Source organism: Chryseobacterium bernardetii (genome assembly GCF_003815975.1).
Lineage (GTDB): Bacteria > Bacteroidota > Bacteroidia > Flavobacteriales > Weeksellaceae > Chryseobacterium > Chryseobacterium bernardetii.
The window spans coordinates 5015361-5038407 of the sequence record NZ_CP033932.1; the positions used below are offsets into that span (position 1 = coordinate 5015361).

General features: G+C 36.0%; 20 protein-coding genes. 14 read left to right on the forward strand and 6 right to left on the reverse strand.

All coding sequences use genetic code 11. From position 1 onward, the window contains the following. Positions 1 to 3 precede the first annotated feature (3 nt). A complete protein-coding gene (locus EG339_RS22785; RefSeq protein ID WP_123872311.1) occupies positions 4 to 462 on the reverse strand; it encodes a hypothetical protein in 459 nt (152 codons plus the stop codon). A gap of 653 nt (positions 463 to 1115) precedes the next feature. Between EG339_RS22785 and EG339_RS22790 the strand changes: the two genes are divergently transcribed. The 6 genes from EG339_RS22790 (at position 1116) to EG339_RS22820 (ending at position 7902) form a co-directional block, all read left to right on the forward strand. Beyond that, a complete protein-coding gene (locus tag EG339_RS22790) occupies positions 1116 to 1586 on the forward strand; it encodes a DinB family protein (RefSeq protein ID WP_066694648.1) in 471 nt (156 codons plus the stop codon). Positions 1587 to 1814: 228 nt separating this feature from the next. Then, positions 1815 to 2558 (forward strand): 23S rRNA (guanosine(2251)-2'-O)-methyltransferase RlmB, encoded by a 744-nt coding sequence (gene rlmB / locus EG339_RS22800; RefSeq protein ID WP_066694653.1) that lies wholly within the window; start codon positions 1815 to 1817, stop codon positions 2556 to 2558. Between the two features lie 32 nt (positions 2559 to 2590). Further along, positions 2591 to 3640 carry a DUF6263 family protein gene (locus tag EG339_RS22805; protein ID WP_123872313.1) on the forward strand — a complete coding sequence of 350 codons (1050 nt, stop codon included), beginning with the start codon at positions 2591 to 2593 and terminating at the stop codon, positions 3638 to 3640. A gap of 65 nt (positions 3641 to 3705) precedes the next feature. After that, positions 3706 to 3936, forward strand: coding sequence for a hypothetical protein (locus EG339_RS22810; RefSeq protein WP_123872314.1), 231 nt, complete (start codon positions 3706 to 3708; stop codon positions 3934 to 3936). Between the two features lie 31 nt (positions 3937 to 3967). After that, entirely contained in the window at positions 3968 to 6508 is a 2541-nt protein-coding gene (locus EG339_RS22815) for a YfhO family protein (RefSeq protein ID WP_123872316.1), read from the forward strand. 101 nt (positions 6509 to 6609) lie between these two features. Next, positions 6610 to 7902: a glycosyltransferase family protein gene (locus EG339_RS22820; protein ID WP_123872318.1), complete on the forward strand. Its 1293-nt coding sequence runs from the start codon at positions 6610 to 6612 to the stop codon at positions 7900 to 7902. Between the two features lie 47 nt (positions 7903 to 7949). On the opposite strand, the gene EG339_RS22825 is transcribed toward EG339_RS22820, so the two are convergent. Next, a complete protein-coding gene (locus tag EG339_RS22825; protein WP_123872320.1) occupies positions 7950 to 8594 on the reverse strand; it encodes a hypothetical protein in 645 nt (214 codons plus the stop codon). Positions 8595 to 8816: 222 nt separating this feature from the next. On the opposite strand from EG339_RS22825, the gene EG339_RS22830 reads away from it, so the two are divergent. Next, positions 8817 to 9797 (forward strand): YpdA family putative bacillithiol disulfide reductase, encoded by a 981-nt coding sequence (locus tag EG339_RS22830; protein WP_123872322.1) that lies wholly within the window; start codon positions 8817 to 8819, stop codon positions 9795 to 9797. A 98-nt stretch (positions 9798 to 9895) separates the two neighbouring features. On the opposite strand, the gene EG339_RS22835 is transcribed toward EG339_RS22830, so the two are convergent. Beyond that, positions 9896 to 11077 carry an MFS transporter gene (locus EG339_RS22835; RefSeq protein WP_123872754.1) on the reverse strand — a complete coding sequence of 394 codons (1182 nt, stop codon included), beginning with the start codon at positions 11075 to 11077 and terminating at the stop codon, positions 9896 to 9898. A gap of 304 nt (positions 11078 to 11381) precedes the next feature. Between EG339_RS22835 and EG339_RS22840 the strand changes: the two genes are divergently transcribed. The 3 genes from EG339_RS22840 to EG339_RS22850 all read left to right on the forward strand — a co-directional run bounded on the left by EG339_RS22840 (position 11382) and on the right by EG339_RS22850 (position 15272). Then, complete coding sequence (locus EG339_RS22840) at positions 11382 to 12260, forward strand: helix-turn-helix domain-containing protein (RefSeq protein WP_123872324.1); 879 nt, start codon at positions 11382 to 11384, stop codon at positions 12258 to 12260. A gap of 89 nt (positions 12261 to 12349) precedes the next feature. Beyond that, on the forward strand, positions 12350 to 14290 hold the full coding sequence (locus tag EG339_RS22845) for an oleate hydratase (protein ID WP_123872326.1): 1941 nt from the start codon (positions 12350 to 12352) through the stop codon (positions 14288 to 14290). Positions 14291 to 14375: 85 nt separating this feature from the next. Next, positions 14376 to 15272, forward strand: a complete 897-nt coding sequence (locus EG339_RS22850) for a 3-hydroxyacyl-CoA dehydrogenase (RefSeq protein WP_123872328.1) — start codon at positions 14376 to 14378, stop codon at positions 15270 to 15272. A gap of 76 nt (positions 15273 to 15348) precedes the next feature. On the opposite strand, the gene EG339_RS22855 is transcribed toward EG339_RS22850, so the two are convergent. Beyond that, positions 15349 to 17022, reverse strand: coding sequence for a glutamine--tRNA ligase/YqeY domain fusion protein (locus EG339_RS22855; protein ID WP_123872330.1), 1674 nt, complete (start codon positions 17020 to 17022; stop codon positions 15349 to 15351). A gap of 155 nt (positions 17023 to 17177) precedes the next feature. Here EG339_RS22855 and EG339_RS22860 point away from each other — a divergent pair, with 155 nt between their 5' ends. The 3 genes from EG339_RS22860 (at position 17178) to EG339_RS24410 (ending at position 19258) form a co-directional block, all read left to right on the forward strand. After that, a complete protein-coding gene (locus EG339_RS22860; protein ID WP_164466480.1) occupies positions 17178 to 18308 on the forward strand; it encodes an alpha/beta hydrolase in 1131 nt (376 codons plus the stop codon). Positions 18309 to 18781: 473 nt separating this feature from the next. Continuing rightward, complete coding sequence (locus EG339_RS24405) at positions 18782 to 18946, forward strand: bacteriocin-like protein (RefSeq protein WP_164465383.1); 165 nt, start codon at positions 18782 to 18784, stop codon at positions 18944 to 18946. Between the two features lie 153 nt (positions 18947 to 19099). After that, positions 19100 to 19258, forward strand: a complete 159-nt coding sequence (locus EG339_RS24410) for a bacteriocin-like protein (protein WP_164465384.1) — start codon at positions 19100 to 19102, stop codon at positions 19256 to 19258. 2 nt (positions 19259 to 19260) lie between these two features. On the opposite strand, the gene EG339_RS22865 is transcribed toward EG339_RS24410, so the two are convergent. Beyond that, positions 19261 to 20265: an o-succinylbenzoate synthase gene (locus EG339_RS22865; protein ID WP_123872334.1), complete on the reverse strand. Its 1005-nt coding sequence runs from the start codon at positions 20263 to 20265 to the stop codon at positions 19261 to 19263. After that, on the reverse strand, positions 20265 to 21281 hold the full coding sequence (gene fbp, locus EG339_RS22870) for a class 1 fructose-bisphosphatase (RefSeq protein WP_066690732.1): 1017 nt from the start codon (positions 21279 to 21281) through the stop codon (positions 20265 to 20267). The genes EG339_RS22865 and fbp overlap by 1 nt, the downstream gene beginning before the upstream one ends. Before the next feature lie 514 nt (positions 21282 to 21795). Here fbp and EG339_RS22875 point away from each other — a divergent pair. Next, positions 21796 to 23034: an aspartate kinase gene (locus EG339_RS22875; protein ID WP_123872336.1), complete on the forward strand. Its 1239-nt coding sequence runs from the start codon at positions 21796 to 21798 to the stop codon at positions 23032 to 23034. The last annotated feature ends 13 nt before the right edge of the window (positions 23035 to 23047 follow it).

A 23047-nucleotide genomic window follows, 5' to 3' on the forward strand; every position in this document is an offset into this window, starting at 1 on the left:
ATACTATCTTTTCGTGATATTTTTACTAAAAACTTTTCCATCTTTTAAAGTAAAGCGTAACACATATACCCCAAAATCATAACCAGTCATATTAATCTTTAAATGTTTGTTTAGACCAGGTAAATTTTCTTGCTGGAACTTCCAATGAACGGTACTGTGTTGATAAAGCGAGACAGACTGGATTAGATTATCGGCCTCCTCAGTCCAGTCAATAGTAAGAATATCATTTACAGGAACAGGATATAAACGAATCTGTTTCCAGAATGTTTTTTCATCCATCATTTGTGACAGGGTTAAAGATGTTGTTTTAGATCCTTCAGCAGCTTGTTTTGCGGCTGAATCTGGTCCCCGATACCTTTGGTTACCTGATTCGTCATATTTAAAATAGACTTCTGTTTGTTGTGCATACAATGTTCCCAACGTACTGCATAAGAATAATACACTCAAGTAATTCTTTCTCATGTTTTTGAAATTTGATTGTTAATGGTTATTGAACAGTGAATATACATATTTCAAACATATATCACAATAGTTAGAGTCTATTATTTACATATAAACATCTCATATACAACCATATTAAACACCATAAACACAGATACAGAGCTATAACAGAATAGTAACAATTATAAAAACCATATATTCTCTGATTGAAAGATATTGATTTGCTTGAAAAGAAAAATGATGAGAAATTATTTCATAATCTGGATAATAATAAATGACTCAAAGTGTTTCTACAATAATCCCGTTTAGAGTTTTTTTATTGACATATAGAAATAAAATAAACATTCAGTTTCAATAAAAACAAAAAACAGGTCTTCCTGAAAAAGCCTTCCTGAGGATAAAATAACTTATAAAAACAGTTAATAAATTATAAAAAGCCCTTCTTTGACAAAAATCATCGGAGGGTTTTTAGCTTCATAAAATTTAATAAATATCCAAAAAGGAAAAGTTAAATTTTCTAAAAGCTATTATGATCCTATCAAATTTCCTTTTAAAAAGAAAATAATAAATAATGCATTTTTCCGGCATTATGGAACTTTTACTTTAATCCTTTCCCCAAAAAATTGTCATTTTCAGTTTATTAAACTATTTTTGGTGATTAAAATTTTTGCAAAATGAATTATCATTTTCAAGCACACAGACAAGTAAGAAGAAACCTTTTAGATATTCTCCAAAACACATCTCATGAGGACCTTCTGCTGATTCCTGATGGCTTCAACAACAATATTTACTGGAATATTGCCCATACCGTTGCTACTCAGCAGCTTTTACATTATTATTTAAGCGGAAACCCTTTCCGTATTGATAAATATTGGGTTGAAACCTACAAAAAAGGGACATTGCCGAACTTAAATGTCCAAAAATCCGAGGTAGAAGATCTGGAGTTCTTGCTTACAGAAACCTCTAAGATTTTAATGAAGGATTATGACAGCGATTTCTTTTCAGACTATACTCCCTATACTACAAGTTTCGGGATGGATCTGAAGAGCATTCAGGATGCCATTATCTTTAACAACATGCATGAAAGCCTACATTATGGGTATGTTATGGCGCAGAAAAGAGCAATTTTAGGAGAAAAGTACTAAATGTTCAAGGCTTAAACTTCACCGTTTAAGGTTATAGAGTTTATGACAGGAACTTTAAATCCGAAACTTTGATTGAAGTAACGGAAGCATTAAGTAAAAAGATTAATTCTTTTATAAAATATTTAAATACAACAGATTTAAAGGGAACAAAGTACAAACCTTAAACTCAAAACATTGAACTTTAAACAATGAACTTTGAACCCTAACAATAAAATTTTAAACAAATCAATGAAAGACGATTTTATTTTCGGGCTGCGTCCCGTGATTGAAGCAATTGAAGCGGGAAAAACGATTGACAAGATCTTTGTGCAGAATGCACTTCAGGGTCCTATTTATGCTGAACTGAAAGCGATTTTAGCGAAAAATAAAATCCGTCCCAATTATGTTCCGGTTGAAAAACTGAACCGTTTTACAAGAAAAAACCACCAGGGTGTGGTTGCTTTTATTTCGGATGTTCCGTTTCATAAAGTGGAGGATCTTGTTCCACAATTATTTGAGGAAGGTAAAACACCATTCCTTTTGATTCTGGACAGACTTACAGATGTAAGAAACTTTGGAGCCATCTGCAGAACCGCAGAATGTGTAGGAATAGATGCTGTTATCATTCCTGAAAAAGGAGCGGCCCCTATCAATTCTGATGCCATCAAAACTTCTGCAGGAGCTATTTATAATATTAAAATCTGTAAAGAAAACAACCTTGCTCATGCTGTAGACTTTCTTCAACAGAGCGGTATTACTGTATTTTCAGCATCTGAAAAAGCCCAGAAACTTATCTATGATGTAGATTTCACAGAACCATGTGCTATTGTTATGGGAAATGAAGAAACAGGTATCTCTAAAGAAGTATTGCATCATTCTGATGAAAAAATAAAACTTCCTATTGAAGGAAAAACTCAATCTCTGAATGTTTCCGTAGCATGTGGGGCCATACTTTATGAAGCGGTGAGACAGAAGAGTCTGAAAATAAATTAATTTCGATAACACAACACTTAAAAAATTAGAAAATGAAAAACATAGCAGCAATAGCGCTATTATCATCTATAGCTCTTGTATCTTGTAAAAAAGAAACGGCAAAAATCACGAAAGTAGATCCTAAGACAGGAAAAACAGTGACAGTAGAAGTTCCTGCTGATTCTGTAGCAAAGGTGGCAGAAAATGCTGCTATCAGAGACTCTGCCGGAATCGTTACTCAGACTTTCAAACTTGAAAAAGGGAAAACATATCCTCTTACTACCTACCAGAGAGATGTAAAAACAATGACGGATCCTCAGGGAAAGTCTATCACAGCAACTGCAGAATCTACGGATGAAATGAACTTCACGGTAAACGATATCAAAGGAAACGTTTATGAAATGACGCTTAACCTTGTTTCTAAAAGAAGCTCCCAGTCTGCACAGGGCAAGACCGTTGTAGTAGACACTAAACAAGCTCTTCCGAAGGAAGATGACCTTAAAATGATCTGGAATATCAACAAAGCACTTACCAGCAACAAACTTGATATGAAGATGGATAAAAAAGGGAATGTGATTTCCATTACAGGTTTTGATGCTGTTTATGCTAAAGTTTCAACAACACTGGGAACATTAATTAAAGATGCCAATGAAAGAGCCAGCGTTGTGGCAAGCCTTAAAGAATCTTTTAATGAGAAAGTATTGAAAGATCAGTTCAATAAAAACCTTTCCATCATTCCTAAAAAAGGAGTGAAAGTAGGTGAAAAATGGACCACTTCTGAAAATGCAGATCCAAACGGAAGCATCAAGGTAACTTCAAACTATGTTTTGAAAAGCCTAGGAAACGGAATTGCTGAAATCGCCGTAACCGGAGGTATTCCTAAGAAAACTGAAAAGAAATCTCAGGGACCCATTACCCACAGCATGAGCAGTGAACTTGCTCAGAACGGAACCATCAAATTTGATGAGAACACAGGATGGATCATCAACCAGAACATCAATGTTAAAACTACGCAGTTAGAAACTATTTCAGATGGAAAACAGTCTCAATCTATGAAAAGTGTTTCCAATTCTTCTGTAATGGTAAACCCTTCTGCAAAATAATTAAAGCTTAAAAGGGTAAGGATCAAACATTGGCCCTTGCCCTTTCAACCTTAAATCAATTTATTATGAAGTACATTCTTGAGTTAGTACTGTCCGCCATTATTATTTTTTTTGTCTGGAATATTCTGAAAAGAATTTTCTTTAAGACATTTTACAGCTACAGGTTTAATAACCCACAGCAAAATAATTCAAGAGAAGACATTCAAAACTCGAATAAGAATAACAAACAAAACCTTAAATGGGATGCGGAAACCGTAGACTATGAAGAGGTAAAAGAGAGTAATGACAAAAGGTAAAAAATCCAAGAAATAAAAGATAATAACCAGCATGGCAAAAAATAAAAACTTAATTTATATTGCAGTTTCGTTAGTAGTATTTATAGTTTTAGCATTTTTATATTCCACTCCTGTATTTTCAGGGAAACAGCTTTTCCAGCATGATATTGTGCAGTACAGAGGAGGAGCAAAGGAACTTTTAGACTATAGAGCTAACACAGGAAATGAAACATATTGGAGTGACTCCATGTTCGGGGGAATGCCGACTTACCAGATGGGCAGCCAGTTTAAAGGCGATATCATCAAAAAAATCGACAGCAACCTGAATTTCCTGCCTAGACCGGTGAATTATCTCTTCCTGCTTTTTGCAGGTTTTTTCCTTTTGGGAATGGTGGTGGTGAGAAACTGGAAATACGCCTTACTGGGGGCCACTTTCTTTGGCCTATCCACTTATTTCTACATTATTATTGCTGCGGGACACAATGGAAAAGTAAATACCATTGAATATTTTGCTCCGCTTTTAGCCGGAATTTTATTGGTTTACATCAGAAAACAATACATCTGGGGATTCATTGTTACTACCCTGTTTATGGGACTACAGATTGCAGCGAACCATCCGCAGATGACCTATTACCTGTTTTTAGCTCTAGGATTTTTATTCCTTTCTGAGCTAATCCGGGCAATCCAGAAAAAAACACCGATGAAGCATTTCCTGATCTCTTCAGGAATTATCGCTGCTTCCTGTGTTATTGGGGTCGGAATGAACTCTCAAAGAATCATGGCCAATTCTGAATACGTAAAGGAAACCGTTCGTGGAAAGCAGATCTTAACCAATGACAGCCATACTTCAGGAAAATCCGGAATGGATAAGGAAAGTATGCTGATGTGGAGCTACGGGCAACTGGAAACCTTAAACCTTTTCATTCCAAGGTTAATGGGAGGCGGAAGCCAGGAACCTGAAGCTAAGGAAATGATGAATAAAGTACAGGAGCTTGTTCAGGAAAATGTGGGTTCACAGGCTGAAATGGACAGAATTTCAAAAGGTTTCAGTGGAATGACCTACTGGGGAGACCAACCGGGAACTTCAGGACCTGCTTACCAGGGAGCTATCGTATGTTTCCTTGCCTTGCTAGGATTCTTCTTTGCATCAAAAAAATACCGTTACTGGATCTTAGGGGCTTCCATTCTTACCATCTTATTAGCTTGGGGAAGCAACTTTATGCCATTGTCGGATTTCTTTATTGATTACGTTCCGTTTTACAATAAATTCAGGGCGCCATCGTCTATCCTTGTGGTAGTAGAGCTATTATTCCCTCTTATCGCTATTTTAGGATTATACAGATTCTTTACGGATGAAAAACTCACTGAGGAATACAAACAGAAAATTCTGTTATACGTAAGTGGCGGAACATTAGGATTCCTATTGATTCTTTTAATCTTCGGTAAATCATTACTTGGGTTTTCTACTGCTGGGGAAAAGACTTACTTCCCTCCTTTCCTACTGGATTATTTAGTGGATGAAAGATATAAACTGTTCAAAGCAGATGCTGTAAAGGCATTTATCTATGTAGCCATTGCCGCCGCCGCCCTGTTCTTCAGCTTAAAGAAAAAGCTTAATCCTAATATTGCTTTATTAGTGATTGGTTTAGTAAGTTTATTTGATCTCTGGACCGTTAACAAACGTTATTTAAATGATGAAAACTATGTAGACAAAATTTTTGCAGAGAATCCTTTCCAGACAGAAAGTTCAGATTTATTAGCTGAAAAAGTACAGGGAAATCCGAACCTAGAGTCTATTTTGTCTACTGTAAACGTTAATAAAGCCCTGGAAACAATTGCAGATAAGGACAAAGCACATTACAGAATTTACAATCAAACCCTGGGAGTTACCAGCGAAACCAATACCTCTTACTTTAAAGCATCTATTGGTGGTTATCATGCTGTAAAGCTTAGAAGATATGATGATGTACTGAATGAGTATATCTCCAATACAGATACTGTAAAAACACCAAGAATATTAAACTTACTGAATGCAAAATATATGGTTTTCGGAGGTCCGGATCAGCCACAGGTGGTTCCGAATCCTAAAGCAAATGGAAATGCGTGGTTCGTAAGTGATCTTAAATTTGTAGATACTCCTAACGAAGAAATTAAATCTATTGGAGAAATTGACAGCAAAAAAACAGCTGTAATTGCTTCTTCAGATAAGGCTTATTTCAGCAATAAGCCCGTTCAGGCAGATTCTACAGCATTTATCAATTTAACTACCTATCAGCCGAACGAGCTGGAATTTAAATCTCAGTCGAAAACCCCACAATTGGCCGTTTTCTCTGAAGTATATTACCCTCACGGATGGAAAGTTTTTGTAGATGAAAAAGAAGTTCCTTATATTAAAGCAGATTATTTACTTCGTGCCGTACACGTTCCTGCCGGAAGTCACCATATCAGAATGGTATTTGAACCGGAAGTGATTGAAAAAGGAAAATGGATTTCTCTATTAAGCTTCGGATTATTTATTGCACTGGCAGCCTTTGGGATTTTCTGGATGAATAAGAATAAGAAAAAAGAAACTTTAGTTGAGCAGAAAGCCTAACTTAAACATTGTACTGTGTCCTTCTGAAGAGATAGAATGAGGTTATTCACTATGCCTGGCTTCGTTCAGAATGAAAAATGAATAATAGACGATTCATAAAAATGGAACAAAAGAAAATATTGATTATCACCTATTACTGGCCTCCTGCGGGAGGTCCTGGTGTTCAAAGATGGCTGAAGTTCGCCAAATATCTGCCGGATTTTGGCTGGAAACCAATAATCTATACTCCGGAAAATCCAAGCTATCCGTTGATGGATGAAACGTTGATGAAGGATGTTCCTGAAAACATTGAAATTGTAAGAACAAAGATCTGGGAGCCTTATCAGCTTGCTGAAAAGCTTAATAAAAGCAACAAAAAATTTAAAGCAGGCCAATTTGATGTTGGTAAGAACCAAAGCTGGAAATCCAGGCTGTCTATATGGGTAAGAGGTAACTTTTTCATTCCTGATGCCAGGGTCTTTTGGGTAAAACCCTCTGTTAAATTTCTGGAAAAGTATTTAGAGGAAAATAAAATTGATACTATTGTAACTTCCGGACCACCCCACTCTCTTCACCTGATTGGGTTAGGATTAAAAAATAAATTACCTCATCTTAAATGGATTGCAGATTTCCGTGATCCATGGACGGAGATTTCCTACTACAAACATCTGAAACTTACCAAGAGCTCCGACGAAAAACACCGCCAACAGGAAAGCGCTGTATTCAAAAATGCTGATATTACCTTGGCAACAAGCTATACAGATGCTGATAATTTCAGAAAAGCCGGAGCTAATGCTGTTTGTATCACCAATGGTTTTGATGAAAGCGATTCAAACAAGAAAACAGCAGAAGAAAAAGAGACTAATAAAACCTTTGTCCTAAGTTATATTGGCGTTCTTGAGCAGCTCAGAAATCCTGAAAATCTATGGAAGATCTTGGATGAACTGGTCAAAGAAAATTCAGAATTTGCTAAGAATTTCAGTTTAAAATTCGTGGGAAGAATTGATGATAAGGTCCTTCATACCCTTGAAAATTCAAGTCTGAAAAACCATATTTTGAATCTTGGATATCTATCGCATGGTAAGGCAGTTGAAGAAATGCAAACTTCAGAAATGTTACTGATCACCAATTTTCCTAATGAATCTTCAAAAGGGATCATTCCCGGAAAGATATTTGAATATCTGGCTTCCGGAAAACACATCCTCTCATTTGGACCGGATCAGGCTGATGTTGCTAAAATACTGGAAGAAACCCATGCAGGAAAACATTTCAGCTATAACGATTCTGAAACGGTAAAAAGATTTATACTTGAAAAATTCGAGCTTTGGAAAAACGGGAATTTATCTGAAAATACTCATCATATTGAACAGTTTTCAAGAAAAAACCTAACGAAACAACTGACGGAAATTTTATAAGAAAGGAAGCTGGAGGCAAAACCCTTCCGGCTTCCAGCTTATAACTTTTAAATAGTCCATTGGTCATTTACCACAGCAATCAGGTAGTATTTCCCCTGAAATTCTTCAAATACCAGACGAAGTGTTTTCCAATCCATCTCACTGCTTTTTTCAGTTCCTTTGATATAGTTTTCTGTAAAATCTTTATTAGGATAAATTTTTTCAAGATTATTCAGAGAATTTCCACCACCTATAAATTTACCATGAGAATATTGGGAGGCGGTAAAATCGCCGGAGAACACCCATTTTCCAAGATAATCATTGATTGTAGCTTTATAAGGATCTCCTGAGCCATCCTGCGCTCCCCAGGTAAATAATGTTTTTGTGGGCTGGTATTTTTCAAAGTCTTCTTTAGAAAAATGTTTATCCGTTTTAGGGTCTACAAAAGCATACATAGAGAAAGTAATTCCTTTCTCAGGATGAATGAATGTTGCAAATGTTTTATAATCCTTATTTTTTAAAGCCTGCAGAACCTCATCATTGATCTTTTTAATATCACCTTCTTTCTTCACTTTTTCCTTAGCAATGGCAGCACTATCCAGTGGTTTTATGCGGGTAACAGTATCAATTTCACTGGGAACCGGCTTTCCTGCTTCTTTCTTACAGGCTACAACCAGGCTCAATATAAGTATTGAAGCTAATAGTTTTTTCATATCTTTTAGTTTTATAAACAATAGAAAAGCACCAAAACTGATGCCAATGGCGGGTTCAAAAGTAGGACTAACAGCTATTTTAAAGAGTATTAAATCTAAAAAATATCAGTTTCTAACTTTTCTTTTCATATTATTTTTCTCAACTTATCCGTCGATTATCTCGATGCTTATTATCTCTCAGTTATTGAATATTTTTCCCAAATTACATCGTACCTTTGGAATATGGAAATTTTGGATATTCTCATTATAGGAGCAGGCCCTATTGGCATCAACTGTGCTATTGAAGCCCAGAAAAACAACTTGAAATATGTAATCATAGAAAAAGGAACCATTGTCAATTCCCTGTACAACTATCCTTTATACATGCGGTTCTTTTCAACGGCAGAAAAGCTGGAAATTGACGGAACTCCCTTTATCTCTACAGCTCCCAAACCGGGAAGACAGGATGCTTTGGAATATTATCAGGGAATTGCCCGGCAAAAGAATCTGAACATCCATCTCTATGAAAAGGTGCTCAACGTATCTAAAACACCTGATGTATTTGATATTGAAACCACAAAAGGAAAATATACAGCAAAAAATGTAGTGATTGCTACCGGATTTTATGATATTCCTAACCTGATGAATATTCCGGGGGAAGAACTTCCGAAGGTGAGACATTATTACACTGAGCCTTATCCGTATGCAAGACAGAAAGTAGTAGTGGTTGGATCAAGCAATTCTGCGGTGGATGCAGCACTTGAAACTTATAGAAAAGGAGCTGAAGTAACTATGATTATCCGCCATTCCGAGATTTCAAAAAGTGTAAAATATTGGGTAAAACCGGATATTGAAAACCGGATTGCAGAAGGAAGTATTAAAGCCTATTTTAATGCTGAAATGATTGAGATAAAAGAGAATTCTGTCATTTTTAAGGATGAAAATAATCATTTGCATGAGATTGAAAATGATTTTGTTCTGGCCATGACAGGCTATCTTCCAGATTTTGAATTTCTTAAAAATTCAGGAATTGAGCTCAATGGTGATTGCCTGAATCCTTCTTACAATCTCAAAACCATGGAAACGAATGTTCCCAACCTCTATCTTGCAGGAGTAGTATGCGGCGGAAAAGATACCCATCTGTGGTTTATTGAAAATTCCAGGGTTCATGCCAGTATGATTGTCAGCGCCATACTCTCCAAACAAACTGAAAACCATTCATAGTTTTCTGTGTTTATTAGTTAAGAAAAATTAAAAAGAATAAAAACCCAACCGAGTTTATACGGTTGGGTTTTATATATCCTGTAAAAAGACTGGTCATTTTAAACCCAATCCTCTTCTACTTTCTTCCTATCCTTAAGCATCCATGGAATAACAAAATAAAGAGCGGCTGCAATTCCTGTTGCCAGCACGCCGGTTCCGATCCATAAAATGTTAAAACCTAATTTATCAGCAATCAAAGTTCCTATATAAGGTGTGATGATAAATGCTATGGAAAATGACATTCCGTTCAATCCCATATAAGCTCCTTTATTATTGGCTCCGGAACGTAATGCCGTGATGGTTGACATAAAAGGCAGCGTCCAGATTTCTCCCACACAAAGCAGCGTCATGGAAACCAACAGGGTAATCATACTATAGTCAAAGGCCAGCATTGCATATGAAAATCCACAAATAAGAGTTCCTATCAGCATTGTAAATGCAAGATTAAAGTACTTTTCTGCAATCTGTACTAATCCCATTTCCAGGATAACAATCAAAAACCCGCTATAACCGAGAATATATCCGATATTCTGCTGGCTTAAATGCGCCGTATCTTTATAAAAAATGGTCAACGTACTGAATAACTGGAAGAAACATATGGCAAAAAGCATGCATAATATGCAATAAATCAAAAATTTACCATCCTGATAAGGAGAGTTTTCTTTTTTATTCTCTATTGCTTCTTTTACTTTCTTAGCTTCCTTTTTAGCCTGTTTTGCACGGCCTGTAAAGAACCATATATACATAAAACCAGCCAGTAATGCAGCTAATGCATTGCTATAAAACAGAAATTCATAGGAAATAGCAGACAGGATTCCTCCCAATGCCGGACCTATAGAGAATCCCAGATTAACTGCCATACGATTCAAAGAAAAAGCCCTGGTTATATTTTCAGGCTTTGCATACTTTGTGATTGCCACAGAGTTTGCAGGACGGAAAGTCTCACTTACAATACTCTGGGCCAGAATAATTCCAGCTAAGCCTATTTCTGTTTTGAACAGGGGAATCATACAGAATAAAGGAACACTTAGCAGTAAACTCAGACTCTGTACTCTGTATTCACCTATTTTATCAGTGATCATGCCGCCTAACCATGACCCAATAACCGAACCGATTCCGAAAAAGCTAAGGACAATTCCTGAATTCTCAATACTGAAATGCAAATGATCTGTCATATAAACTCCCAAAAAAGGAAGTACCATAGAACCTGCCCTGTTGATGAGCATTACCAACGCCAGCATCCAACTCTCCTGTGAGAGTCCTTTGAAAGAACTCGTGTATATGTTGATTAGTTTCACAATAATATTTTGAGGGGAAAATTTGAAAATGCAAAGTTAGGTAAAAATAGCCTCAAACACCTTATTTTAAGCCTTTTTATAAATAATATTCATAAAAACAAACAATTAACTGTATTTCAATAAAAACAAAAGATTTCAGCTATATAAAGTTTAAAAACATGAATAAAATTCGTAAATTGCAGTATTAGAGGGCTTTTTCAGTACTCAATCTAAAAAAACACCTATAAAAAATCAACCAAAACATAAAATGGTAACCTACGAGAACTTACACGATACTCTTTCCTTTTATAATATTGATTGCCGCCAATCCTACTATATCTCCTCCGGAAAACCCATTTTTGAATTCCCTAAAGTTCCTTTCAGAATGGATTACTATGCACTCTGCATCTGTACCGCAGGAGAAGTAAGTGTTGAAATAGACCATCATCAGTATAAAGCAGATGCCCACAGTATTCTGGTAGCCGCTCCGTCAACTATTGTAAAATTCCTGGAAACCAGTCAGGATTTTATGATGAAACTGTTATTCTTCGACAAAAATTTTCTGATCAAAAATATATCGAACCCTTTTATCATTGAGAAAATGAACCTGTTTTCCCAAGGTTCATACAGTATTGTAAAGACCACTCCTAAAAACTCTCTGATACTTCAAAACCTTCTGGCTTACCTCAAAAAAAAATCCAGAAAACAGAGCAAATTTACTGAAGAAATTGTCCGTACCATTATTTTCAATCTTCTTTTGGAAACTGCGGAAATCCTTGATACCAAACATTCTACAGATTCTGATAAAGAAGAAGGTAAAAAAGACCTTTACCTGAAGTTCAACCGGCTGATCCGTGATAATATCCGGCTGCACAGAACAGTACAGTTTTATGCTGAGCAGCTTTGTATCTCCAACAAATACCTTATTGAGATCATAAAAAAATCAAGCGGGAAGACTCCGCATGAAGTCATAGATGAAGCCCTGTTGAAAGAAGCTTATGTAATGTTGGGAAATCCGGAACTCACTATTTCTGAAATTGCTTTTGAACTTCAGTTTAATTCTGCCTCTGCTTTTGGCCGTTTTTTTAAAAAACATACTTCTGTTTCTCCTTCTGAATACAGAATAACTGAAAATATCCAGTCTTAGGAATTTCGGGATACTAATTCTGACATTAGGGATATATACCGCATTTTGAATAGAAGTACCTTTATAATGTTCATTAAAAACAAGATAAAATGAGTACGATCAATTCAAAATTCGACAAAGTTTTAAAGGCCTCTGACCAGTTTGGAAAAGTAAACCACGAACCGGATTCAAGCAAGGAAGTTCAGATTAATACTCCTGAAAAGACAATGCCTTTTTCAGACCAGATCGGAAACTATCAAAGAAATAAAGGAATTCCTTTACAATCCTACGAAAACAGTAAAATCTATATTGTCGGAAGCGGAATCGCAGGGATGTCTGCTGCCTACTATTTTATTCGTGACGGGCATGTTCCCGGTAAAAATATTATTTTTCTTGACCAGCTTTCCATAGAAGGAGGTTCACTGGATGGAGCCGGAAATACAAAGGATGGATATATCATCCGTGGCGGACGTGAAATGGATATGACCTACGAAAATCTATGGGATATTTTCCAGGATATTCCTGCTCTGGAATTGCCAGCTCCTTACAGCGTTTTGGATGAATACCGTCTCATCAATGATAATGACCCTAATTATTCCAAAGCAAGATTAATTCATAACCAGGGACAGATCCAGGATTTCAGTAAATTTGGGTTGGAGAAAAAAGATCAGCTGGCTATCATCAAGCTTTTACTAAAGAAAAAAGAAGAACTTGATGACCTCAGCATTGAAGATTATTTCTCAGAATCCTTCTTAAACAGTAATTTCTGGTTCTTCTGGCGTTCTATGTTCGCTTTTGAAAACTGGCACAGCTTGCTGGAGTTAAAACTTTATATGCACAGATTCCTTCATGCTATAGATGGAATGAAAGATTTTTCATGCCTTGTATTTCCTAAATATAACCAATACGATACCTTTGTTACGCCTTTGAAAAACTTCTTAGTAGAAAAAGGTGTGCAGATACAGTTTGATACGTTGGTAAAAGATCTGGATGTTCATATCAATACGGAAGGGAAAACAGTGGAAGGTATCATTACTGAACAAAATGGAGAAGAAGTAAGAATCCCAATCGGTAAAGATGATTATGTGATTGTAACTACAGGATCCATGACGGAAAGTACTTTCTACGGGGATAACACAACGGTTCCTGAAGTAACCATAGACAACAGCAGTGCGGGACAAAGTGCCGGATGGAAATTATGGAAAAACCTTGCAGCTAAATCTGAAGTTTTCGGAAAACCTGAAAAATTCTGTAGCCATATTGAAAAATCTTCATGGGAATCTGCTACTCTAACATGCCGCCCTTCTGCCTTTACAGAAAAATTAAAAGAACTGTGTGTGAATGATCCTTATTCAGGAAAAACAGCTACCGGAGGTATCATCACCATTACAGACTCTAATTGGGTGATGAGTTTCACCTGCAACAGACAGCCACATTTCCCTACACAGCCTGATGATATTCTTGTAGTATGGGTATATGCATTACTGATGGACAAACAGGGAAATCATATTAAAAAAACAATGCCGGAATGTACCGGAAATGAGATCCTTGCAGAATTATGCCATCATCTTGGAATAACAGACCAATTAGATAACGTTATTGAAAACACGATCGTCCGTACCGCGTTTATGCCTTACATCACTTCTATGTTTATGCCGAGAGCCCAAGGAGACCGTCCGCGGGTAGTTCCTGAAGGCTGTACCAATTTAGGTCTGGTAGGGCAGTTCGTAGAAACCAATAATGATGTTGTTTTTACTATGGAAAGCTCAGTAAGAACAGCCAGAATAGCAGTATATAATCTTCTTAACCTTAACAAGCAGGTTCCGGATATCAATCCGTTGCAGTATGACATCAGACATTTATTAAAGGCTACCCAGGCCTTGAATGATTATAAACCGTTCCTTGGAGAAGGAATTCTAAGAAAAATCCTGAAAAATACCTACTTCGAGCATATACTGGTTGACCGCCCTGAAGAAAAAGAAGAACATGAATCTTTCTTTATGGAACAGATTGGTAAATTCCAAGAATGGATTAAAGGAATAAAAGGATAATCACCCATTTACAAATATAAGGTTGTTTTAAAAGTATTGTATCATCAGCTTTTAAAACAACATTCTTAACACAAAAACCAAGCTTATGGATTTTAAAAATATAACAATAGCCGGAAGTGGCGTATTAGGATATCAAATTGCTTTCCAGACCGCTTATCACGGATTTAAGGTTACAGTTTATGATATCAATGATGAAGTGTTGGAAAAAGCCAAAAGTAAGTTCAAGGCTTTAAGTGAAGCCTATCAAAAGGATTTACATGCCACACCAGAACAATTGGAGACAACCTTCAAAAACCTCGGCTATACTTCTGATCTTGCGGAAGCCGTAAAAGATGCAGACCTTCTGATAGAAGCAGTTCCTGAAGACCCTGATATTAAAATAGATTTTTATCACAAACTTTCCCAGGTGGCCCCGGAAAAAACAGTATTTGCAACCAACTCTTCTACTCTTCTTCCGAGCCAGTTTGCCGAAGCTACAGGAAGACCTTCCCAATTTGTAGCGCTCCATTTTGCTAATGAAATATGGAAGCATAATACCGGAGAAGTAATGCGTCATTCTGGAACTTCGCAGGAAGTATTTGATTCCGTGATCAGGTTTGCCAAAGCTATTGGTATGGTAGCATTACCAATTTATAAAGAACAGCCGGGATATATTGTCAATTCACTGCTTGTTCCGCTGCTTGGTGCAGCTGTCAATCTTTGGGTGGATGGAGTTGCAGATGTTGAAACAATTGACAAGACATGGATGGTAGCTACCGGAGCTCCTACAGGTCCGTTTGGAATTTTAGATGTTGTGGGAATTAACACTGCTTATAATATCAACAAAATGGAAGCTGAAGAAACACAGGACCCTTTAAAAATTAAGGCCGTTGAAAAATTAAAACAAGATTATATTGATAAGGGAAAACTAGGTGTTCTGAGTGGTGAAGGATTTTATAAATATCCTAATCCTTCCTATCAAGATAAAAATTTCCTGAAATAGATTTGATAGTCATCAAACCATAAAAAAGCAGGGCTTATTTCTAAGTCCTGCTTTTCTTTTTATCAATTCCTAAAGATTATTCAGGTTTATAAGAATCTTTCAGAGTGACTGTACGGTTAAATACCAATCTGTCATCCGTAGAATCCTGATCTTTTGTAAAGTATCCGATTCTTTGGAACTGAAGAGGCTCTCCTACAGCTACATTCTTCAGGCTTGGTTCAGCAAAACCTTGAACTGTAGTTACAGATTCAGGGTTGATGAAATTTAAGAAGTCTACATCTTTTTCAGCATCAGGCTGTTCTACCGTAAACAATTGGTTGTAAATTCTTACTTCTACAGGGATCGCATGTTTTGCAGACACCCAGTGAAGTGTTCCTTTTACTTTTCTTAAACTCTCTTCTGTTCCGCTTCCGGATTTGCTTTTCTCATCGTAAGTAGCATAAATGGTTGTGATTTCTCCATTTTCATCCTTCTCCACTCTTTCAGCTTTGATGATGTATGCTGATTTTAAACGAACTTCTCCTCCTAATTTCAGTCGGAAGAATTTATTATTAGCTTCTTCTTTGAAGTCTTCACGTTCAATATATAATTCTCTTGAGAAAGGTATTTCTCTGGTTCCAGCATTTTCCTGTTCAGGATTGTTTTCTGTTTCTACCCATTCTTCTTTGTCTTCAGGATAGTTTTCAATAACTAATTTTACAGGATCTACCACCGTCATTACACGTTTTGCAACCTTATTCAGGTCTTCACGCACGCAGAAATCAAGCAGCTGGATTTCAATAAGGTTTTCTCTTTTCGCAACCCCTACTTTTTCAATAAAGTTTCTGATAGAAGTTGGAGTAAATCCTTTTCTTCTCATTCCTGAAATGGTAGGCATTCTTGGGTCATCCCATCCTGTTACCACACCTTCAGCTACCAATCTCTGTAGCTTTCTTTTGGAAGTGATCATATAGGAAACATTCATCCTTGCAAATTCTCTTTGCTTGTTTTTAACCCTTCCTTCTTCATAAACCTGATCTAAATACCAGTTATACAGCGGCCTGTGATTTTCAAACTCTAAAGAACAAAGCGAATGTGAAATTTGCTCTATATAATCAGATTCTCCGTGAGCCCAGTCGTACATTGGATAAATTTTCCAGGCTGTACCTGTTCTGTGGTGAGGCTTATTCAAAATTCGGTACATAACCGGGTCACGCATATTCATGTTTGGCGAAGCCATGTCGATTTTTGCACGAAGAGACATTGAACCACTTTCAAATTCTCCGTTTTTCATTCTTTCGAATAAATCTAAAGACTCTTCAACAGGACGGTTTCTATGTGGAGATTCAATTCCTGGTTCTGCAGGATTTTTTCTTTGCTCGGTAATCACTTCAGATGGCTGCTCATCTACATAAGCTTTTCCTTCTTTAATTAATTGTACTGCCCAATCGTAAAGCTGCTGGAAGTAATCTGAGGCATACAATTCTTTATCCCATTTGAAACCTAACCATTCAACATCTTTCTTGATAGAATCTACGAATTCCTGTTCTTCTTTTTCAGGGTTCGTGTCGTCGAAACGAAGGTTTACGGGAGCATTGTATTTTTCACCCAGACCGAAGTTGATGCAGATGGCTTTTGTATGCCCTACATGCAGGTAACCGTTTGGTTCAGGCGGAAAACGGAAACGGATCTGATCTCTTTTCAAACCGTTTGCCAGATCTTCTTCAATAATTTGCTCAATAAAATTGAGTGATTTTTTTTCTTCTTCCATTAAATTAGCTTTTATTTTATAGCAAAAAAAGTGGCACAAAGTTACGGAAAAATAAGCGTTTTTGAAAATGATAATTTTCAAGCATTATGCATTGTAATTCAGTATTTTTCATTAATTTAGAAAAAACTAAAAACCATCGTACCAAATTATTGCCTATGGCTGTTTATATCTTAAGCAATCGTAAAATCGTCCGTCATAAAGGCGAAAAAGTAGATTCTTTTTCCAATGATGAATATTCAATTCCTAATTTCAGGATTGCAAAATGCGATTTTGATAATTATAAGGAACCTACTGCTGCAGCCAAAAAGAAAAAAGATTATACCAACAGAAATATCCTGAATTACAAGCTGTTTTCCGAACCTGAAAAACAAGGCTATGAAGGAGTTCTGGAGGTTCTTTTGAGCGAGAAGGGAATTAAAGAATCTAATCTTACAGCCAATAATCTTGGCGGCACCCAACGGTTGTTCTACGAACTGTATAAAAATATGTCTGCTACCAAAGACAGAAGTGATGTATTGATCTTTATCCATGGTTATGCTTATGATTTTGATGATGAATTAAAAGCCATGATTGATCTTAAAAGACTGTTCATTGATAATCCTGCATCTCCTATTGAACATATTTTATTTGTCAGCTGGCCGGCTTCCAGTAGTATTGTACCACTGACTTATTTTGATGACAAAGCTTCCAGCATCAATTCCGGGACATCACTGTTGAGACTCTTTTATTTTTATACTCAGTTTTTAAAAGATATTTTCTCTAACCGTGATCTGGTACCATGTAACCAGAGAATTCACATTATGGCTCATTCTATGGGAAACAGGGTTTTTCAAAGCATGCTGTATAGTCTTAAAAGGGAAAATATACTCCGTGTTATCGATCAGGTAATTCTGCTTAATGCTGATGTTACCTACAAAGTATTTGAAGACTCTGAAGATTCTTTCAACAAATTACCACAGCTTGCCAACAGAATTTCTATTTATCTGAACAGGCAGGATGTAATATTAGGAATCTCCCAGTTTACCAAGAACATACTGACGCCAAGGCTAGGTAAAAACGGTCCGAGTGATATTACTCCTTATAAAGATATTGTATCAATCATTGACTGTACTTTTGTGAAAGACGATCTATTGAACAGCTTCAAATTTGAAGTCGGAAATCATTGGGGATACCTTTCCAGCTCATTGGTACAGAGTGATATTTTTCAAAATTTAGTTGGAATTGACCGGAACCTTATCAGCAATAGAATTAAAAATAACGAAAATATTTTCACAATTATTTCTTAATGGTTAATTAAAAAAATACTATAAAATTAACCTAATGTTAAAATTACTGCAAAGCTGACAAATGGCACAATGATTGCCAAATCAATTAACAGAGAATTACAATTTTTTTATCATGAAAAAGATTAAAAAAAGGTTTTCTTATATCTTGACCTATATAAAGAAAGCCATTTTCGTAAAAGATGTGATTTAAATTAAAGTTAAATAAGAACTCACAAAACAATAATTATCCGACCCTATAATTACTTTATCTTTTCAATGTTTCCTTCCCAATTATAATTCCTTCATATACTTGCAGGAATTTTTACTCATGCCTCATTGATATCAAAGATTATAATACATTCCAGCTCTCACATTTATCATATTGATATAAAATTTCTATCATTTTGTTAAAAATCAATAAATTAACTCACCGTATGTTGTATAATTTAAAATGATTTTAGATATTTACTTATCAAACAATTAAAATATTTACTATGAAAAATCTAAGAAAATTAAACAAAGGAGAATTAAAGCAAATTAATGGCGGAAGACCTCCACTGGGATGTAACAACTGGGACCCCGCAGAAGGGTGCTGCAGGGCGTGGGCAGAAGGATATTGTGGTACAACTTGTCCGGATTCACCACCTCCATATTGTTAGTAAATACCATCGTTTTGAACCAATGAAACTAATTTTCCGGGCTGAACCGGATTCAAAATGATTCACATATAAAGCTCCAATGCCAAACTTTACAGCATTGGACTTTTATTATATTCAAGAGTAAGTTGAATTACCAAACACCAAAAAACAACTATGAAAAATTTAAGAAAACTAGAAAAAAGAGAATTAAAAAATATTCATGGAGGAGATATTCCAGTGGTGCCAATAGGTTGCAACATCTGGGACTTCAGAGCCAGATGCTGCAAAGAATGGGATTGGGAACACTCAGGTAACCCAACTTGTTTAGGCTGATTCTATATTTTGAACCACAACAGCTCATTTCTGAGATCTAAACTGGATTCAAAATTATTTGTAAATAAAGCTCCAGTGCCTAAACCTTGTGGCATTGGACTTTTTTTTGTGAAGGTATATTGCGCAATAGCATTTAATCCGATATTACTTTCTAATGCTGAAGTAATCCACCAGCCAATATTTTGTGATTCTGCCAGAGAAATCCACTCATCAGAACCGGAAAATCCTCCTACCAGAGCCGGTTTCAAAATAATATATTGTGGCCGTATGGTTTCTAAAAGCTGTTTTTTCTCCTGAGGATCTGTAATCCCTATCAATTCTTCGTCCAAAGCAATGGGCGTAGGAGTATAAGCACACAATTCTGCCATATCATTCCAGTTTCCAGCTTTAATAGGCTGTTCTATGGAATGGATATGTAAATCTGCCAGCTGCTGCAGAACGGCAACAGCTTCTTCTTTACTGAACCCACCGTTGGCATCCACACGAAGCTCAAGTTGTTCTTTTGAAAATTTTTCTCTCAGCTTCTGAAGAATAATATGTTCAGATTTCCAATCAACCCCTATTTTTAACTTAATACAGTGAAATCCTTTTTCCAGTTTGTCCCGGATCTGTTCTTCCATATACCCAACATCTCCCATCCAGATCAGTCCGTTAATGGTAATAGCTGATTTTCCTTCGGTGAACTCACTTGGAAAATAAAGATTTCCTCCAAACTTCAGGTTTTGAATAGCCTGTTCATATCCAAACCATAGGGATGGAAAATCTTTTAATTCTTCTTTCAGTAAGTCTGGGTTTTCATTAATATTCCCACAAAGCCAGTTTAACTTTTCTTCGTAATCCGGCCTGTCATCAAAACTCAGTCCTCTGAAGATAGCACACTCGCCTGTTCCTTTCCTTTCATTCTCTGAAATTTCAAGGATAAAGGTCTCCTTATCAAGCAAAACGCCGCGAGATGTTCCACTCGGGCGTTTGAATTCTAATAAATATTTAAAGTAGGATGCTTTCATTATTTTACGCTGTCAATACGCATAAACTCTTCTGCTTTTTCCACCATATCAATGCTTCCGCAGAAAAACGGGATTCTCTGGTGAAGTTCTGTAGGTTCCACTTCCAGAATTCTTCTGAAACCATCCGTAGCTTTTCCGCCTGCCTGCTCTGCAAGGAAAGCCATTGGATTACATTCATATAACAATCTTAGTTTACCGTTAGGAGCCTGAGAATAAGACGGATAAATATAAATACCGCCTTTCAGCATATTCCTGTGGAAATCTGCTACCAGGGAGCCAATGTATCTGGAAGTATAAGGACGGTCGCCTTCCTCCATCTGGCAATATTTAAGGTAATTTTTTACTCCCTGAGGGAATTTGATATAGTTCCCTTCGTTAATGGAATATATTTTACCGGTTTTTGGAAAAGTCATATTAGGATGAGAAAGATAATATGTTCCTAAAGACGGATCCAATGTAAATCCGTTCACTCCGTTTCCTGTTGTATAAACAATCATGGTGGAAGAACCATAGATAACATATCCTGCTGCAATCTGATTCACTCCTTTTTGTAAGAAATCTTCAAGCTGTACAGGTGTTCCCGGTTCAGTAACCCTTCTGTAGATAGAAAAAATGGTTCCAACGGAAACATTCACATCAATGTTTGAGGATCCATCCAAAGGATCAATCAGCACAACATATTTACTTAAATGACCGTTTTCTCCGCATTTAATATCAATGAAATTATCATTTTCTTCAGAAGCAATACCACAAACAACCTCTCTTTGAGACAAAGCTGTAATAAAAATTTCATTGGCAATTACATCCAGTTTCTGCTGCTCCTCACCTTGAACATTTTGGTTTCCTGCAGCACCTGTAATATCTACAATTCCGGCTTTATTTACTTCTCTGTTAACCACTTTAGAAGCCAATCTTATTGCGCTTAGAAGACGAGAAAATTCACCTGTTGAATACTGAAAATCGTCCTGTTTATCGATAAGAAACTCTCCTAAAGTCTGTAATGGCTGATTTGACATATTTTTCTTTTTACGTTTTCCCCAAATTTCGGAAAATTTCTTGCATTAAGAAAATTTAATTACAAAAGAGATTATACACTGTATATCAATATAATACAAACACAATAAAACATAATATGGAGTGTATGCTTATAATTGTACTTCCCATTTCGTTATCCCAAACCATTGAAAAATTCAGATTATTTTATTTCAACTGAGAGACAAATTAAAAATGAAGAAACAGAGTTTTAGGTGTATTTTTATCAATACATATGTTATAGATTAAAATTTTTCATTCTGCTGTTTAAAATAAATATCAATTAAAAGTATGGGATAAATAAGAATCTTCAGTTATCCTAATCCGCTCTATTCCTGCATTCAATCATTGGCAAATATCTCAAATATGGGTATTTTAAGGAAATCTTAATTCCCCGGTCTCATCACCCTATTTCATATCTCGTTGTAAATTTATAATTTTGACGTCCGTAAAAAACTCATGTAATTTTTATCTAACAATTTTATTTTTAATAATTTAATGAAAATTTTCAAGTTTGGTGGCGCGTCTGTAAAAGACGCCGACAGTGTGAAAAATGTGTCCATGGTTCTAAAAAGCCAGGGATTTGCCAAATGTTTGCTGGTGATTTCAGCAATGGGCAAAACGACCAATGAGTTGGAAAAAGTTGTAGAACTTTATTTCAATAAGGACAACTATCAAACTGAGATTGAAAAGATAAAACGAAAACACATTGAGATTGCGGAGGGTCTTTTTCCTGAAAATCATGCGGTTTTTGCTGAAATCAATCTCTTCTTTGACGATATTGATTCTTTCTTAAGAAGAAATAAGTCTCCTAATTACAACTTCGTATATGACCAGGTAGTAAGCTGTGGAGAAATGATTTCAACCAAAATTGTAAGTGAATACCTGAATGAGATCCAATTTACCAATCAATGGCTGGATGCCAGAGATTACATTAAAACAGATAATTCTTATAGAGAAGGAGTTGTAGACTGGGCAAAAACTGAAGAGTTCATTTCTCATTTAAATCCTGAAATATGCTATGTAACACAGGGCTTTATTGGTTCAGATGACAATAACTTTACGGTAACTTTAGGAAGAGAGGGTTCAGACTACTCTGCTGCTATTTTTGCCTATTGCTTAAATGCTGAAGCGATGACAATCTGGAAGGATGTTCCGGGAGTAATGACGGGAGACCCAAGAAAATTCAGTGATGTATCTCTGCTTTCCAATATCTCTTATGAAGAGGCTATTGAAATGGCTTATTATGGAGCAAGTGTTATTCACCCGAAAACCTTGCAGCCATTGCAACAGAAAAATATTCCTTTTTATGTAAAATCTTTTGTAGATCCTACTAAGGAAGGAACTAAAGTAGGCGCTTCAAACAAGAATCAGCAGGAAGAATCTTATATCCTTAAAGAAAACCAGGCTCTTTTAAAGATTTCTACAAGAGACTTCTCTTTTATTGCGGAAGACCATATGAGCCTGATATTTGGATACTTATCTAAATATAAAATCAAGGTTTCCCTAATGCAGAATTCTGCCATTTCACTGGCTTTATGTCTGGAAGATAAATTTAATCACCTTGAAGAACTTAACGAAGAGCTTCAAAAAATTTTTAAAACCGAAGCAATTAAAAATGTATCTTTATTCACAGTAAGAAATGCGAAGATGGATCACATTGATAGATTTTACCATGAAAAAAATGTATTATTGGAACAAATTTCCAATAATACGCTTCAAATGGTAACACAATAATATTAATTGCGAC

Excerpts from the sequence above, each read along its gene's own strand:
- EG339_RS22865 (WP_123872334.1), bottom strand. The coding sequence starts at position 20,265 with ATGAAAGCATCCTACTTTAAATATTTATTAGAATTCAAACGCCCGAGT.
- EG339_RS22860 (WP_164466480.1), top strand. The coding sequence starts at position 17,178 with ATGGCTGTTTATATCTTAAGCAATCGTAAAATCGTCCGTCATAAAGGC.
- EG339_RS22810 (WP_123872314.1), top strand. The coding sequence starts at position 3,706 with ATGAAGTACATTCTTGAGTTAGTACTGTCCGCCATTATTATTTTTTTT.
- EG339_RS22820 (WP_123872318.1), top strand. The coding sequence starts at position 6,610 with ATGGAACAAAAGAAAATATTGATTATCACCTATTACTGGCCTCCTGCG.
- EG339_RS22815 (WP_123872316.1), top strand. The coding sequence starts at position 3,968 with ATGGCAAAAAATAAAAACTTAATTTATATTGCAGTTTCGTTAGTAGTA.
- rlmB (WP_066694653.1), top strand. The coding sequence starts at position 1,815 with ATGAAAGACGATTTTATTTTCGGGCTGCGTCCCGTGATTGAAGCAATT.
- EG339_RS24410 (WP_164465384.1), top strand. The coding sequence starts at position 19,100 with ATGAAAAATTTAAGAAAACTAGAAAAAAGAGAATTAAAAAATATTCAT.
- EG339_RS22840 (WP_123872324.1), top strand. The coding sequence starts at position 11,382 with ATGGTAACCTACGAGAACTTACACGATACTCTTTCCTTTTATAATATT.
- EG339_RS22785 (WP_123872311.1), bottom strand. The coding sequence starts at position 462 with ATGAGAAAGAATTACTTGAGTGTATTATTCTTATGCAGTACGTTGGGA.
- EG339_RS22850 (WP_123872328.1), top strand. The coding sequence starts at position 14,376 with ATGGATTTTAAAAATATAACAATAGCCGGAAGTGGCGTATTAGGATAT.
- EG339_RS22830 (WP_123872322.1), top strand. The coding sequence starts at position 8,817 with ATGGAAATTTTGGATATTCTCATTATAGGAGCAGGCCCTATTGGCATC.
- EG339_RS24405 (WP_164465383.1), top strand. The coding sequence starts at position 18,782 with ATGAAAAATCTAAGAAAATTAAACAAAGGAGAATTAAAGCAAATTAAT.
- EG339_RS22855 (WP_123872330.1), bottom strand. The coding sequence starts at position 17,022 with ATGGAAGAAGAAAAAAAATCACTCAATTTTATTGAGCAAATTATTGAA.
- EG339_RS22790 (WP_066694648.1), top strand. The coding sequence starts at position 1,116 with ATGAATTATCATTTTCAAGCACACAGACAAGTAAGAAGAAACCTTTTA.
- EG339_RS22825 (WP_123872320.1), bottom strand. The coding sequence starts at position 8,594 with ATGAAAAAACTATTAGCTTCAATACTTATATTGAGCCTGGTTGTAGCC.
- EG339_RS22835 (WP_123872754.1), bottom strand. The coding sequence starts at position 11,077 with ATGCTGGCGTTGGTAATGCTCATCAACAGGGCAGGTTCTATGGTACTT.
- fbp (WP_066690732.1), bottom strand. The coding sequence starts at position 21,281 with ATGTCAAATCAGCCATTACAGACTTTAGGAGAGTTTCTTATCGATAAA.
- EG339_RS22875 (WP_123872336.1), top strand. The coding sequence starts at position 21,796 with ATGAAAATTTTCAAGTTTGGTGGCGCGTCTGTAAAAGACGCCGACAGT.
- EG339_RS22845 (WP_123872326.1), top strand. The coding sequence starts at position 12,350 with ATGAGTACGATCAATTCAAAATTCGACAAAGTTTTAAAGGCCTCTGAC.
- EG339_RS22805 (WP_123872313.1), top strand. The coding sequence starts at position 2,591 with ATGAAAAACATAGCAGCAATAGCGCTATTATCATCTATAGCTCTTGTA.